The sequence below is a fragment of the Hassallia byssoidea VB512170 genome (assembly GCF_000817785.2).
In the GTDB taxonomy this organism is placed as follows: domain Bacteria; phylum Cyanobacteriota; class Cyanobacteriia; order Cyanobacteriales; family Nostocaceae; genus Hassallia; species Hassallia carrinoi.
The window spans coordinates 33,302-48,240 of sequence record NZ_JTCM02000047.1 but is presented as its reverse complement, the minus strand read 5'-3'; the positions used below and the strand labels follow the sequence as shown (position 1 = coordinate 48,240).

At 43.2% G+C, this 14,939-nt stretch carries 16 protein-coding genes and 1 pseudogene; 9 read left to right on the top strand and 8 right to left on the bottom strand.

Going from position 1 to position 14,939, the window contains the following annotated elements:
* Window positions 1-373 precede the first annotated feature (373 nt).
* The 6 genes from PI95_RS19600 (at window position 374) to PI95_RS19575 (ending at window position 5,212) form a co-directional block, all read left to right on the top strand.
* Window positions 374-1,129 carry a hypothetical protein gene (locus PI95_RS19600; protein WP_052324891.1) on the top strand — a complete coding sequence of 252 codons (756 nt, stop codon included), beginning with the start codon at window positions 374-376 and terminating at the stop codon, window positions 1,127-1,129.
* A 424-nt stretch (window positions 1,130-1,553) separates the two neighbouring features.
* Window positions 1,554-1,730, top strand: a complete 177-nt coding sequence (locus PI95_RS19595) for a ribbon-helix-helix domain-containing protein (protein ID WP_201280519.1) — start codon at window positions 1,554-1,556, stop codon at window positions 1,728-1,730.
* Between the two features lie 179 nt (window positions 1,731-1,909).
* Window positions 1,910-3,346, top strand: a complete 1,437-nt coding sequence (gene zds / locus PI95_RS19590; RefSeq protein ID WP_039743588.1) for a 9,9'-di-cis-zeta-carotene desaturase — start codon at window positions 1,910-1,912, stop codon at window positions 3,344-3,346.
* Window positions 3,347-3,392: 46 nt separating this feature from the next.
* The gene (locus tag PI95_RS19585; RefSeq protein ID WP_039743583.1) at window positions 3,393-3,836 is read left to right on the top strand and encodes an SRPBCC family protein; all 444 of its coding nucleotides are present in this window, start codon (window positions 3,393-3,395) and stop codon (window positions 3,834-3,836) included.
* Window positions 3,837-3,956: 120 nt separating this feature from the next.
* Window positions 3,957-4,634 (top strand): potassium channel family protein, encoded by a 678-nt coding sequence (locus tag PI95_RS19580; protein WP_039743580.1) that lies wholly within the window; start codon window positions 3,957-3,959, stop codon window positions 4,632-4,634.
* A gap of 5 nt (window positions 4,635-4,639) precedes the next feature.
* Window positions 4,640-5,212, top strand: a complete 573-nt coding sequence (locus PI95_RS19575) for a DUF3124 domain-containing protein (protein ID WP_039743577.1) — start codon at window positions 4,640-4,642, stop codon at window positions 5,210-5,212.
* A gap of 7 nt (window positions 5,213-5,219) precedes the next feature.
* Here the strand turns inward: PI95_RS19575 and PI95_RS19570 are convergent, their stop codons facing one another.
* Window positions 5,220-6,773: a cation:proton antiporter domain-containing protein gene (locus tag PI95_RS19570; protein WP_039743576.1), complete on the bottom strand. Its 1,554-nt coding sequence runs from the start codon at window positions 6,771-6,773 to the stop codon at window positions 5,220-5,222.
* A gap of 220 nt (window positions 6,774-6,993) precedes the next feature.
* Between PI95_RS19570 and PI95_RS19565 the strand changes: the two genes are divergently transcribed.
* Complete coding sequence (locus PI95_RS19565; protein WP_039743574.1) at window positions 6,994-8,193, top strand: acetyltransferase domain-containing protein; 1,200 nt, start codon at window positions 6,994-6,996, stop codon at window positions 8,191-8,193.
* Between the two features lie 24 nt (window positions 8,194-8,217).
* On the opposite strand, the pseudogene PI95_RS19560 reads toward PI95_RS19565, so the two are convergent.
* The 4 genes and pseudogenes from PI95_RS19560 to PI95_RS19545 form a co-directional block, all read right to left on the bottom strand.
* Window positions 8,218-8,432, bottom strand: a pseudogene (locus PI95_RS19560) (cation:proton antiporter domain-containing protein); the annotation flags it as partial.
* 42 nt (window positions 8,433-8,474) lie between these two features.
* Window positions 8,475-8,714 carry a 2Fe-2S iron-sulfur cluster-binding protein gene (locus PI95_RS19555; protein ID WP_039743571.1) on the bottom strand — a complete coding sequence of 80 codons (240 nt, stop codon included), beginning with the start codon at window positions 8,712-8,714 and terminating at the stop codon, window positions 8,475-8,477.
* 12 nt (window positions 8,715-8,726) lie between these two features.
* Window positions 8,727-10,208 (bottom strand): cobyric acid synthase CobQ, encoded by a 1,482-nt coding sequence (gene cobQ / locus PI95_RS19550; RefSeq protein WP_039743568.1) that lies wholly within the window; start codon window positions 10,206-10,208, stop codon window positions 8,727-8,729.
* Between the two features lie 295 nt (window positions 10,209-10,503).
* Entirely contained in the window at window positions 10,504-10,908 is a 405-nt protein-coding gene (locus PI95_RS19545) for an Npun_F0494 family protein (protein ID WP_039744134.1), read from the bottom strand.
* A 138-nt stretch (window positions 10,909-11,046) separates the two neighbouring features.
* Between PI95_RS19545 and PI95_RS19540 the strand changes: the two genes are divergently transcribed.
* A complete protein-coding gene (locus tag PI95_RS19540; RefSeq protein ID WP_039743563.1) occupies window positions 11,047-11,484 on the top strand; it encodes a peroxiredoxin in 438 nt (145 codons plus the stop codon).
* A gap of 150 nt (window positions 11,485-11,634) precedes the next feature.
* Here PI95_RS19540 and PI95_RS19535 read toward each other — a convergent pair whose 3' ends face one another.
* The 3 genes from PI95_RS19535 to PI95_RS19525 form a co-directional block, all read right to left on the bottom strand.
* Complete coding sequence (locus PI95_RS19535) at window positions 11,635-12,030, bottom strand: hypothetical protein (protein ID WP_039743561.1); 396 nt, start codon at window positions 12,028-12,030, stop codon at window positions 11,635-11,637.
* Window positions 12,031-12,080: 50 nt separating this feature from the next.
* Window positions 12,081-12,968 carry an ABC transporter permease gene (locus tag PI95_RS19530; RefSeq protein WP_039744132.1) on the bottom strand — a complete coding sequence of 296 codons (888 nt, stop codon included), beginning with the start codon at window positions 12,966-12,968 and terminating at the stop codon, window positions 12,081-12,083.
* Window positions 12,969-13,071: 103 nt separating this feature from the next.
* The gene (locus PI95_RS19525) at window positions 13,072-14,091 is read right to left on the bottom strand and encodes a daunorubicin resistance protein DrrA family ABC transporter ATP-binding protein (RefSeq protein ID WP_039743559.1); all 1,020 of its coding nucleotides are present in this window, start codon (window positions 14,089-14,091) and stop codon (window positions 13,072-13,074) included.
* A 206-nt stretch (window positions 14,092-14,297) separates the two neighbouring features.
* On the opposite strand from PI95_RS19525, the gene PI95_RS19520 reads away from it, so the two are divergent.
* On the top strand, window positions 14,298-14,933 hold the full coding sequence (locus PI95_RS19520) for a TetR family transcriptional regulator (protein ID WP_039743556.1): 636 nt from the start codon (window positions 14,298-14,300) through the stop codon (window positions 14,931-14,933).
* Window positions 14,934-14,939 lie beyond the last annotated feature (6 nt).

Genomic DNA, 14,939 nt, shown 5'->3' with positions numbered 1-14,939 from the left:
ATCAGACTTTTTCAAGACAGGGGAAATGTTGAAATTATTTTAGATACGCATAAAATTTTTTCTTTTCTTTTCCCCAATACGGGTTTAAAGCCCCCTCGATAGGAGCGTGGTTTTATTTGGGGGGAGGTCACAATACCCAAACATATTCTTTCCCCTTTCCCCAATCATAGGCAGGTGCTCCACTTGGGTCGCCACCCCGCCCTTGGGGGTGGAGGAGTTTGTAGGGAGTGGCGATTTGCTCCCAAGACCGCACTGCCTCCCCTTTCCCCTTCTTTGTGAAGCAGCGTTAATGCAAAAGCTTGGAACAAAACTGAGGCGCTTTTAGCAGCCCAAGTCAAGCGACATAACATTAAACCCAATTTAATTAATACGAATGGAAATTGCGGCTGATTCTTTTAATATTTACCAAACAGAAGAGGATGTATACACCAAACAAGCACCGTTGCAACAACTATCTACAGTAATGAAACTGAAGAGTGAAGATGAGCTGCTTTATAAAAAGGCGCTAGAAATTTATACTGAACAGGTAGCACCTAGCCAGTTAGCAACGGCAATTAGCGCAAATGTTGGAGCGATGCGGCGCAAATATACCAAAGACGATCCGAGAGTTTTTGGCTTTGTGAATATGCAATTTCATTACACTAGCCAGATGCTTTTAGAACCACTGTCTTCTATAGAGCGATGTCTGACGACAAGCCGCTCCGCGTCTACGCTTGTTGGTGCATACTTTAAAGTCATTGACGATCGCATGTATATGCCACTGCAACGCGCTTATGCAGCAGCGGCTAAACATGATTATGACTCTCATGCTTTGTCAGCAGTACAACAACTATTGCCCCTAAGCACACAAATTGCCAAAAATGTTTTCCAAAAGATAGTAGAAATCTATCCAAATTACCGTTCTTACACCGGTTTGTCCAGTGACTCTATGGTAAAAACCTCTCTTCTTCGAGATGTAGAAATGTTTCAAGTCTACGTTTGGGTATGTGCTTTAGAAAAAGACATATCCAAAGATTCAACAAGAATTATTTCCATTGTGTGTCATGCTTTATCCCACATTAAAAGTGCAGTGGGAACTTATTCGCGTTCTTCTGCACTTACTTGGACAGGAAATTCGCGTTCTTCTTGACTCCAAAACTTGCCGACACCTTAATGCCATATTTTCAGGTTATGTGGCAGATGTTCTCTCCAGAAGTGTTTGGTGAACTCGATCTGGATAGAAAATCAGACAACGTTGATGACGAATTTTGGCAAGCGTTATTTAGCTAACAGAAGGTATCTCAACTTAATCTATAAAATTTTACATTATGGCTTAAGTCATTCTGTCACTGACTGCATTTCCTTTTACAGCCAGTGTGCGCTCTATGTCCTGTCACAACAGCAACAATTAAATTTTCGTTTTTATATTTTATTAGAAAATAAGGAATTATGTGACAAAACCAGCATTTTTCTTATTAGTGACGCTGCTTGTTTCCTGACAAAAACTCTGATATTCTTATCACTTTCATCTCTGAGTTAGATTTCTTTGATGATGTTAATATACAGCAAAAAAGATGATAATGACTAATAAAAAGTGGGCTGTGAAACGTATTACTGTAAATCTTGCAACACAAGAAGCAGAAAAACTGGAAAAATATTGTCAACAGACAGGTAGACCAGCAACTGATGTAATTCGAGAATTGATCCGGGGGTTGCAAGTTTCTGACGATACCAACGGATCGAAAAGCTGAGGACTCCTTGGAGACAAGGGGGACAAGGGGGACAAGGGGGACAAGGAGGACAAGGAGGACTATTGACTGTTGACTGTTGACTGTTGACTATTGACTCTTGACTCTTGACTAAATACGAGTAGCAAATTCCGGCACCAACGCAGTTACAATCTGTAAAGAAGCTGAAAGGGAAAGACGGAATGCGTGTTGCAATCGTAGGTGCGGGACTGGCTGGACTAGCAACGGCAGTAGATTTAGCTGATGCGGGTTGTGAAGTCCAGATTTTTGAGTCCCGTCCGTTTGTGGGAGGTAAAGTTGGTAGTTGGGTTGATAACGATGGCAATCACGTTGAAATGGGGTTGCATGTATTTTTTGGGTGCTACTACCAGTTATTTGAGTTGATGAAGAAAGTAGGGGCGTTTGACAACTTACGCCTCAAAGAACACACCCACACCTTTATCAACAAAGGAGGACAAACTGGAGAATTAGATTTTCGTTTCTTTACAGGTGCGCCATTTAATGGGTTCAAAGCATTTTTTACAACTTCTCAACTCTCGGTTTTGGATAAATTGCAGAATGCGATCGCTCTAGCTACAAGCCCAGTAGTGCGGGGTTTGGTAGACTTTGATGGAGCGATGAGAAATATCCGCAACTTGGATAAAGTCAGCTTTGCCGATTGGTTCCGCAGTCACGGCGGCAGTAATGGTAGCATCAAACGCATGTGGAACCCGATCGCTTATGCATTGGGTTTTATTGATTGCGAAAATATGTCTGCCCGTTGTATGTTGACAATTTTCCAGTTATTTGCTGTCAGAACTGAAGCATCAATACTGCGAATGCTTGAAGGTTCCCCGTATGAGTATTTGCACAAGCCGATATTAGAATATTTAGAAGCAAGAGGAACCAAAGTTTATACACGTCGCCAAGTGCGGGAAATCAAGTTTACTTCCTCAGAAGAAACTCACGTTACTGGTATCACGGTTGCCCAAGGTGAGACAGAAGAAAATATCACCGCTGATGCCTACGTCTTTGCTTGCGATGTTCCCGGAATTCAGCGTATTATACCACAAGAGTGGCGTAAGTGGTCAGAGTTTGACAATATTTATAAATTAGAAGCCGTGCCAGTGGCAACAGTGCAGCTGCGGTTTGATGGTTGGGTAACGGAATTGCAAGATGCTGAAAAACGCAAACAGCTAAATCATGCTGCGGGGATAGATAATTTGCTGTATACTGCTGACGCTGACTTTTCTTGTTTTGCGGATATGGCTTTGACTAGCCCTGCTGATTATTATCGAGAAGGTGAGGGTTCGTTGTTGCAATTGGTGCTGACACCGGGAGATGCGTTTATTAAACAAAGTAACGAGGCGATCGCTTCTCACGTCCTCAAACAAGTACATGAGTTGTTTCCCTCGTCGCGAGAGCTAAATATGACTTGGTACAGTGTGGTAAAACTTGCTCAGTCTCTTTATCGGGAAGCACCAGGAATGGATGTTTACCGTCCTCACCAAAAGACACCAGTACCTAACTTTTTCTTGGCGGGTAGTTATACCCAGCAAGATTATATCGATAGCATGGAGGGAGCGACAATTTCCGGGCGGCGTGCGGCGAAGGTAATTTTAGAGAATGTGAAGAAGTAAAGATTAGGGAAACGAACCACGAAGACGCGAAGGACGCAAAGAAAGAATGGCAGACTGGCTAGAGCATAGTGTGCAGGTGGAGGTAGAGGCTCCTATAGAATTAGTATGGAGCCTCTGGTCAGATTTGGAGCAAATGCCGCGCTGGATGAAGTGGATTGATTCTGTGAAGGTTCCGGAAGATAATCCAGAGCTATCTTTTTGGACACTTAATACTGGCGGTTTGCAGTTTACTTGGAAATCCCGGATTTTGAAAATGATTCCCAATCAGATTATTCAATGGGAATCAATTGATGGTTTGCCGAATCAAGGAGCGATTCGCTTTTACGATCGCAAAAATAGCAGCATTGTTAAACTTAGCATTTCCTATGCTATTCCCGGTATCCTTGGCAAAATTATGGATAATTTGTTTTTGGGACGAGCGGTAGAATCTACAATTAAAGCTGATTTAGAGCGGTTTAGAGAATACGCTCTGAATGTGAAATCTAATTAAAGCAGAAGCAATCTTAACAATTGGGTTGATGCTCTCAAAGATGCCAAACAAGCCAGTCAAGCTATACCTTCACTTGCTAGCCTGTAAAGTGAAGTAGTAAGTTGAACATCAGGAGCAGCTATGTACGTGCTAATTGGTGGAGCGGGCTTAGTGGGGCTGAGTTTGGCTCAAAAATTGGTAGAACTAGGGCATACTGTAGCCGTCATTGACATTGATCCTAATGCTTGCCGTTATGCGCGTGAACAAGTAGGAGCGATGGCTTTTGAAGGCAGTGCTGTGAGTACAGAAGTATTGTTAGAAGCTGGGATTCGTAAAGCCGACTCTTTAGTGGCTGCTCTGCGAAATGATGCTTTGAACTTGGCAATGGTGACTCTAAGCAAGCACTACGGTGTTCCCCATATTCTCGCTCGGATGCGCCATTCTGATTTTGCTGAACCATTTCGTTTGGCAGGAGCCAACCATATCATTGGTACTGTTGAGCTAGCGGTTTCAACGATGGTAAATGCCATTGAGTATCCGCAAGTAGAATCGATGATGCATTTTGACCAGGGGCAGATTGAAGTTTTGAAACTCTCCATTCCCAACAATTGCTACGTCGTTGGTCGTACCATTGCCGAAATTGCTCAGGATTCGCGGTTTCCCACTGGCTCTCTAATTATTGGCTATCAACCTCATCCCCACGAAGATTTGATGATTCCTAACGGCAGTACAGTACTAGAACCCGGTTCAACTGTGCTGATTGTGACAAAACCAGGCTCATTACATCAAGTCATTGATTTTATCGAAGGCTGTAAATAAATTTAATGAAGCTGTACACACATTTTTATTTAGCAATTGCTTTTATTGTTCTTCTTGCGTCTTGCACATCAGCGCAGGTTCCACCATCACAATCGGATACAACTGTGGCAACTCCATCTGCAAAGGTGGTGACTCTGGATAAAAATTTCAAGATAGCAATGGGTCAAACCATTTATGTACCTATTTATTCCCATATCTATCATGATGATCGGCAGAAGACTCTCAATTTAGCGGCTACGCTCAGTATTCGGAATACAGATTTGACCAATCGTATCATCATTACTTCTGTGCGCTACTATGATTCAAATGGTAAGTTAGTTAAACAATATTTAGAGCGCCCTATTGAACTTGGTACGATGGCTTCTTGTGATTTTGTCGTGAATAGAACTGACACCAGTGGAGGTTTAGGAGCAAACTTTATTGTGGAGTGGCTAGCCCAAACACAAGTTTCTGAGCCTGTAGTGGAGGCAGTTATGATTGCTACTGAATTCCAGCAAGGAATTTCTTTTATTAGTCCCGGTAGGGTGATCAAAAGTCAAAGCGATCGCCAGCGCTCATCTTCTGTGCAGGGTTCTTAAAAAGCTATCAATCATCCTCAAGTCGCAGCAGTTGCTCATCTATAGTTTGTATCCGTGCTTGAACAATTTCTTCTGAGAGAATTCGCTTACGCATTGTCTCGTTGAGTGCAGCTTTCTCTGCTAGCAGTAAACGGCGACGAATAGCATCAAGTTTCGTGTGTTCACCACTTGTTGTGTCAAACTCCTCTGGACGGCGATTGTAAAATTCTCGCAATGTCTTTTCTGCTCCTGCCACTCGCACCTGATAAGCCGATCGCATCTCTTCATAAACGGCTTTTGGTAACACCCCTGACTTCAACAGACTATCTAATTCATCTTGTGCAGCCTTACCGGTGATTAAGTGAGCTTGTAATTCTTCAACTTGCTGCTGAACCTCTGAAAATTTAGATAATTTTAAGCGTTTTACCACCCACGGCAAACTTAAACCCTGTCCTACTAACGACACCAGCACACTACCAAAGACTAAAGCGATAAGGACTTCTCGCCCTGGTAGTGTAGTCGGTAAGCTCAACGCCAGAGCCATTGAGAGTGAACCTTTAATGTTGCCGAAAAATAGTAAATGTTGCCAGCGCAGCGGAATTGGGCGGTCAATCCAACGAATCCCTGCTAACAGCGGATAGACCGTAAGAACTCGCCCTACTTGATAAGCCAAAACAGCAAGTAGAATAGCAGGTAAAGTCCTCCAGAGTGTTATAAGGTTTATTTCTACACCAATCAGCAGAAAAATAAAGGTGTTGACGGTAAAACTGGCATATTCCCAGAAACTCAACAAGGTGATCCGACTGGAAGCAGAAGTATTGCCAGAAATCCCAAAATTCCCGAAAATTAATCCAGCTATAACTACAGCCACAGCACCTGATACACCTAGAGATTGCCCTACCTGAAAAGTTCCTAATGCAACTGCTACCGTCAGTAAGAGACTGCTAAGAGGATCATCTAAACGGGCAAATACAGGTATGCTCAAGTAGCCTAAGACTAACCCCACGAGGCAGCCTCCAAGAGCGATAAATAGCAGTTGTTGGATTCCCTCTAGTAACGTCAGCGAACCTGTGGAATATACTTGCAAAATCAGGTTGAAGGAAACTAGGGCAGCAGCATCGTTGAATAAAGTTTCTCCTTCAACGATGGTCGAAAGCCGGGAGGGTACCGGTATCTCCTTAAAGACGGCAATCATTGAAACCGTATCAGTGTTTGCCAGAATGACTCCTACAAATAGAGCGGGTATCCAAGTCAGTCCCAGCCCAAATTTCAACAGGACGGCAATAATAGCACTGGAAAGCACAGCCCCAGGACCTGCCAAAAGAGCAATTGGTTTAAACGTGCTGCGTAGACGGCTGACATCTGTATTGATGCCAGCTTCAAAGATGAGAATTGGCAGGAAAAGATTCAAAACAAGGGAAGGATCTAAACCAATGCGACGAGACAATAGCTCAGTAATCGGCAAACCTGCCAATACTAAACCCGTGACATAAGGGATTCGCAACCGACGGGATAGCAGGGCTACACCAGTGGCAATGAGCAGGAGAATAATTAAAATCCGTACTAATTCAGCAAGATTCACTTCGGTTATGGAAAGTTGTTGTGACTTCTCTGAGAAACGCCATTACCAAGATTGGGGGCTATCATAGATAAATTTTTTGCTTTTAGCAATTATTGTCTACTAAAATGCTCGCAAGCCTATCCAAAAGAGTAAATTTTTTATCCGAACCGTATTGGGAGATGGGGTATAAAAGTGCAAAAATAAGGACAATGAAAACAAATACTTTAAATTTAGATAAAATATGAGTTTTTCAAATAATGAAACTCCTAGCACTAACCAGTTACGAACTAAGCGAATCATATCAATAGATATGTTGCGTGGATTGGTGATGGTGTTAATGGCGTTAGATCATGTGCGAGATTTTTTCACTAATGTTCGCTTCCGCCCTACAGACTTGACCCAGACAAACGTACCTCTGTTTCTCACTCGCTGGGTAACTCATTTGTGCGCCCCCACATTTATATTTCTGGCTGGGGTTGCAGTCTATCTTTACTTTGGGAGGCGACCACAAAGTAAGCAAGAACTCTCGCGCTATCTGATAATTCGTGGGTTGTGGTTGGTATTTCTAGAGTTAACAGTGGTACGTTTTGGCTGGCTATTTGACCCAACCTACTCTTTTTTGGCAGCGGGGGTATTATGGGCACTTGGTTGGTCAATGGTCGTTTTAGCAGCATTAATTAGAATGCCAATTCCTCTAATAGCTGCACTAGGAATTTTGCTCATAGGTGGACACAATCTATTTGATAATATCCATGTTGAACAACTAGGAAGATGGGGTTGGTTGTGGGCAGTACTTCATGAACCAAAAATGTTCACACCTTTTCCTCATAAAATTTTTGTCATTAGCTATCCCCTGATTCCTTGGATTGGGGTAATGGCAACAGGTTATGCGTTTGGAACTGTATTTAAAGAAGAAAAAGCTTACAGGCAGCGATTGTTACGACGGTTGGGGCTGGGTTTAATTGCTGGGTTCGTGGTTCTCCGCGCTTTGAATGTATATGGCGACCCGTATCCTTGGACAGTGCAAAGCAGTTTCTCCCATACCATACTATCGTTTATTAACTGTCAGAAATATCCACCTTCATTGCTTTATTTGTTAATTACACTAGGTCTGGCAATGCTCTTGCTTTACCTGTTTGAAAAGCATAAATGGAGGATTTTTCAACCTCTAGTGGTATTCGGTCAGGTTCCTTTATTTTTTTATATAATTCACCTTTGGCTCATCCATTTAACTGCTATCTTGGTGGCTTTACCTAAATATGGATTAAAGGCAATTATTATGCCCTTTATAGTCTCCCGCCTAATGCCAGCCGATTATGGATATGATTTACCAATGATTTACAATATTTGGATAATCATGATAATTCTGCTTTATCCCCTCTGTAGTTGGTTTAGGAATTACAAGACAAAGTATCCAAGCAAGTGGTTACAATACTTGTAAATATACGTCATATCTCATAAATTTATTGATAGCCGCCTCAAACAGGAGAATCGGCAGAAACAGATTCAAAATTAGGAAGAATCCAGACCAATACGCCGTGGTAAGAGTTCAGTGATGGCTAAACCCGCTAACACTAAACCCGTGACATAAGGAACTCGCAACCGACGGGATAGCAAGGCTACACCAGTGGCAACGAGTAGGAGAATAATTAAAATTGGTATTAATTCAGCAACATCCACTTTGGTTCTAGAAATTTGTTGTGACTTCTCTGATAAACGCCATTACCAAGTTGGATCGCTAAACAAATTAATCGTCAACTCCTCATCTGCTGGAGGAACTGAGGTAATACAAGCGCGAATAATATTACCATCATCTAATTCCACACTGCAAGCATGACACGACCCCATTAAACAACCGGTGGGAATGAATATTCCGGCTTTATCTGCTACATCCAGCAGAGATTCTCCCACTTCGGCATCAACCGTAACATCATCTGGTAAAAAGCGGACGCGAACACTCATAAAACACTAATACTACTGAGATAAAAACGGAGTTAAGTCTAAATGGCGTTCTATTTCCGTGGCAAGAGAGTCTAAAATATTTTCTCGCTCTTCGCGGTAGTTGGCAACGCCCGTAGGTAAAGATTTTAAACCCCGCTGTTGACGCAGGCGATTTAACCAAGCGCGACGCCAGGGACCATTGTCAAAAATGCCGTGGAGATAAGTACCCCAAACTGATTGACAACTATCTACCAAGCCTAAATTAATATCGTCAAATAAAGGTTGGAAAGCTTTGGAATCTGTTCCTGGCATTTCGATGCGCGATCGCCCTTGATGGATTTCAAAGCCATTTACTGGCAAGCCCATTTGCGGAAAATTCGAGCTAACTTGGCGCTGACGGGCGATTTTCTGTCCGGTAATCACCGTTTTTATCGGTAATAAATTCAAACCCTGATATCTGCCAGCTTGTCCTTCTATCCCCTCCGGATCGGCTATCATTTGACCGAGCATTTGATACCCCCCGCAGATACCCAAAACTGTGCCACCAGATGCGGCATAGTGTTGAATTGCTTCTGCCATACCACTTTTTTGCAATAATAGCAAGTCGGGAATTGTGGTTTTTGTCCCTGGAATAATTACCGCATCTGGATGTCCTAAATCTTGCTTGGGGCTTAAGTATTTTACCGCAACTGAGGATTCTGATTCTAAGGGGTCAAAGTCGGTAAAATTGGCAATTCTCGGTAAGCGAATAACAGCAATGTTCAGTTCGTTGATGTTTTTCTGGGATCTACGATCTAGCAGGTCAAGCGAGTCTTCTGCCGGAAACAGATGTTCTAAGTAAGGAATTACACCGACAACGGGGATACCAGTACGTTCTTCTAACCATTTGATTCCTGGTTCCAAGAGCGATCGCTGTCCCCGAAACTTGTTAATCACTACACCGCGAATTAAAGCGCGTTCGTCTGGGTCTAGTAATTCCAAGGTTCCCACAACATGGGCAAAAGCACCACCCCGGTCAATATCAACTACCAGTAGCGTGGCTGCATTCAAATGTTTTGCTACCCGCATATTTGTCAAGTCGCGGTGCTTGAGATTAATTTCCGCAGGACTACCGGCACCCTCGCAAACCAGCATATCAAACTCTGTTCCTAAATGCTGAAGCGATTCTTCAATTGCTCGCCAACCCAGTTCAAAATATTGCTCGTAGTACTCTGCGGCACCCACTTTGCCTACAGGCTTACCCTTAATAATTACCTGGGAGGTCATATCTCCTTGGGGTTTGAGTAAAATTGGGTTCATTTCCACCCAAGGAACGACTCCCGCAGCCCAAGCTTGTACCGCTTGCGCGTAACCCATTTCACCTCCATTAGCGGTGACATAAGAATTTAAAGCCATATTTTGACCTTTAAAGGGAGCCACTCGCCAACCACGCCGCGCTAGAAGGCGACAAATAGCTGCGGTTATCAGTGATTTCCCTGCGTGGGATGTTGTCCCCACTACCATAATTGATTTCATAAATAAATATTGCGATTTTTCCAGATAAGGGGGACTAGGGAGAGGGGGGGATGGGGAGAGGGGGGGATGGGGAGACAAGAGTCAAAAGTCCAAAGTCCAAAGTCCAAAGTCCAAAGTCACTTATATTGACCATTGACTGTTGACTCTTGACTCTTGTCTCCTTGTCTCCTTGTCCCCTTGTCTCCTTGTCCCCTTGTCCCCTTGTCCCCTTGTCCCCTTGTCCCCAGTCCCTAGTCCCCAGTCCGTATATATTGTTCCCTTTGATTGCTTAATGCTAACTCTTTATCTTTAAAATCTAAAAAGGTAGTCTAAAAGTGCGAGTTAGAAAATCATAAAGGCGATCGCGCCATGAAGCAGAACGTTTTGGGTAAAGTTGTAGTTTTTCTATTACTTGCCGACCAAGGGGAGTGAGGCGAAAACTATCTGTAATTCCCTGACCATCGACTTCGCGTCGCAATATACCGACTTGAATTAGCCAATCTAAGGCGTTATCACATGCTAATTCTGACAAAAGACGTTTGGTGTAGCCACTTTTGACACCAGAATCAAGGGCGATCGCACCCACTGGTACACTTTGATGACGCATGGCTATAAATAAACACAGATTGAAGGGAGAACAAACAAGCGATCGCTCCGCTCGTTCTACTGTGTTGGCAGGATAAAGAAAACTATTCTGGCTTTGCAAATCAACCGCAGGCATTTTGTATTTAGGTTTTTCACCGAAGATAAAAGGATTTGTCTGTTTTCGCACCAATTATTTTCGATGCGTCACATAATGATTGTAAATTACTGTAAAATCTCAGATGCACCAACAATCAACAAATAGGAAAGGTCAAGTATGCCTCTAGCAGTTGGTACGGATGCACCTGCATTTACTGCCAAAGACACCAACGGCAACACCGTTTCTTTATCTGATTTTGCAGGTAAGACGGTAGTTCTGTATTTCTACCCCAAAGATGACACCCCAGGCTGCACTAAACAAGCCTGTAGCTTCCGGGATGCTCAAGCTGAATATCTAGGTAAAAATGTCGTCGTGTTAGGTGTCAGCGCTGATGATGAAGTTTCTCATCAAGCGTTTACCCAAAAATTTAATCTCAATTTTCCCCTTTTGGCTGACAAAGACAAAAGCCTAATCCAAGCTTACGATGTCGATGGCGGCGGTTATGCCAAGCGCGTCACCTATGTGATTGACCCTAACGGTAAAATCACCCACGTTGATGCTAATGTCAGCACAGCCACCCACGCCAGCGATGTATTAACTGCTCTTGGGCTGTAGTAGGCACTTAAGTGCCTTTCATAAGCGTTAAAACGCTTACTACGAAGCAATCCGATATGCCAGTTGCGTAAGTCTTAACTGACAATCAAAGAAGGTAAAAGGAAAAATTTTATCCCTTTTACCTTCTTACTTTTACCTTTCTTTTTAGAATCACTTACCCGATTGGGGTGTTATTGCAGGTGGTCGAATCACCGGCGCTACCCCTACGCTTGGGTTGATTGGCTGCTGTTTACCTTGAAGTCGCAGTTGTTGTCTTTTTTTAAACTCTAACGCTGCTGTATCTAGTTGTTGATTTTGTTCTCTGGCAAAGTCCTGGTTCAAACCGCCAAAATTAGCGTTATGAATCAACTGAAACAAACTAAAAGGATTTTGCTCAGTATTGCTGCGAGATAAAGGATCGGTACTGTTTAGTGGATCGACGTTTTGCGGATCGTTAATCGAACCGGTTTGAGCCAAGCTGGGTTTAGGCATTATCAAGGAAGTAACGCCAATTCCAGCCACAGTCAGAATAACGAGTTTGGTAAGCGGTAAAAATGAGATTTTCATACAGTTTTGCCCCTCATTGAATATATTTCCACATCAATTATGCTTTCATATTAAGCAAGAGTGCGGCGCAATTGGGGTTGAATGCTCAATAAGGCGACAACAGCAAAGCCTAACAATATCAGCAAGGCTTCACCAAAGGTAACTGCACCCCAAGGAGCTTGCATGACTACACTACCCAGTCCCCAATCACTGTGGAGATAAAGATAGCGAATTGGTTCGATCGCATAACTCAGAGGATTAAGGGTAGCGACAACCTGCAACCACTTGGGCATAAAAGATAAAGGAGCCAAAGCGGTACTAGCAAACAATAACGGTAAGTTAGTAACAAAAATTACCGCAATTAGTTCGATATGTCCGGGTAAAGCGAAAGCCAAACCGAGGGAGATAGCAGTCACGCCCAAAGCCAAGAGAAAGACTATTAAGGCGATCGCACTCAAACCAGCTACATCTGGTAGCCCCGCCCCCAAAAACGCCGCCGCCGTCACAATCACCGCCGCTTGCAGCAAACTTTGGCTAATAATAAAGATTGCCGAAGCCAACACAATCGAAAATCGCGAAGCCAAAGGCGCCACGAGTAAGCGATTCAAAAAGCCGAATTCTCGGTCAAACATCACCGGCAAACCCGCATTCAGCGCCCCGGCAAAAGCGGTAAAAACAATTACCCCTGCACTTAAAAATTGTCCGTAATTTGTGGTATTGCCAAATATACCCTTTGGTGCATTTTGAAATAAAGCACCAAACAGCACCAACCACATCACCGGCTGAATAATTCCGGCAATCAGCGTTGAAGGACGACGCTGCAACTGAATAAACAAGCGACGAGTCAAAGCAAGCGTCTCTTGCACCAATTCACCGAAAAAATTAGGAGTAGCATCAGCTTTAATTGATGGCGATGCTAGTTGTTGCCAACTTATATCAGATTTAGGAGTAACACTCATATCGATTTTGGATTTTAGATTTTGGATTGGGAATGGGTAATTGGTAATTGGTAATTGGTAATTGGTAATTCTTTCCCATTCCCCATTCCCCATTACCCATTCCCTATCTCATATTTTGTTTCTTTTCTGCTTTGGGATCGCGATTTGCTGCGGCAGCTAGTTCTGCATCCATCAATGTGCGTCCTGTGGCAGCGAGGTAAACATCATCTAAACTAGGGCGAGATTGGGCGATACCAAACATCGGTAAGCCTGCGGAATTCAACTTTTGTTGGATGGTAATTAAAGCATCGTTTTGCTGTGTTACCACCAAGTTGAGGGAATTACCTTGTGCGCTGTTGATGATGACTTCTTGAACAAAAGGCAAAGATTGCAAGAGGTTTTTCGCTTCTTCTGCTTCTTCTTGTGGGGAGAATTCGCGGATTCGCAAAGTAATGCGATCGCCCCCTAATTTATCTTTCAACTCTGATGGTGTGCCGGCGGCAATTACAACACCGCGATCAATAATTGCCACGCGATCGGCTAGCGCGTCAATTTCTTCTAAATAATGGCTGGTAATTAATACCGTTGTTCCAGCCGCACGCAACTTTCGCAGAAAATCCCATACCACAAAACGGCTGTCTATGTCAAGTCCTACCGTTGGTTCATCTAAAACTAAAACATCTGGTGCATGAAGTAAGCCAGCAGCCAAATCTAGGCGCTTGCGTAAACCCCCAGAGTAAGTTCCTGTCTTTTTATTGGCGTATTCCTGCAAACCGAGTAAATCCAACATCGTATTTACCCGCTCCTTTATCATCTTGCCGGGTAAATGATAAAGTGCTGCTTGCAGTTGTAGCAGCTCTCGTCCAGTCAGCACTTTATCTGGGGCAACTTCTTGAGCCACATAGCCTAATCTTTGTCTGGCAGCTTTCGGATTATCCAGCACAGAAATCCCAGATACTTCAATTTTGCCAGCATCTGGTGTGGTAAGAGTACATAAGGTACGCAAAGTAGTTGTTTTCCCGGCTCCGTTGGGACCGAGTAAACCAAAGATTTCTCCTAACTCTACCTGAAAGGAGACATCTTTGACGGCTTCAACCGTACCGTAGCGCTTTTGTAGGTTTTGAATTAAAACAGCGGGAGCCATGACAACAGCTTATCCCTAATTTACAAATCTCAATAAAGTCTAACTACTTTCATTGTAGCTGTGTTTCCCATACGCAGTGACTGGGCAATGGGCAATAAGCATCGGGCATTGGTAATAATTCTTTCCCTTTTCCCTTTTCCCTTTTCCCTTTCCCCTTTCCCCCTATCTGCTTATAATATAGGCAAGTAATTACTTGCATTCGTTTTGTGGAGAATTTTGCATCGAAGACAGCTCAAACTCGTGCGCGATTGATTAAAGCAGCTACTGAGGTATTTGCGAATGCAGGTTTATCTGGAGCGACAACGCGTGAAATTGCGCGTGTTGCAGGGGTAAACGAAGTAACTTTGTTTCGCCATTTTCAAAACAAAGAGCAACTACTAGCAGCCGTGATCCAGCAAATGATAGCTTTACAGGCTGAAGCCTTAGCCAATGAGGACGAATGGACTCAGGATCTACTCATCGACTTAAGACATTATGCAACACTTTTCAATCAAATGTTGGAGGAACATGAAGGTTTAATTCGGACATTTATTGGGGAAGCGAAGCGACATCCTAATGCTGCCTGTCAAATATTACATGATGCTGCTGAATCGCTGTATAAAAAATTAATTGCATACTTGCAGAAAAATCAAAAAAACGGCACAGTACGTCCAGAGATAGATGCAGAAATAGCAGTAGATATGTTTACAGGTATGCTGCTTTCGGGAATGTTGCGTCGTACTGCTACCCCAACTACAGTAACTTATAGCCGTGAAAGTTACATCGATGCTTGCGTTGATTTATTTGTCCGTGGTATCAGCATTATGCCTATAAATACAGATAATTTTTATCTGAAAAAATGAAGCGGG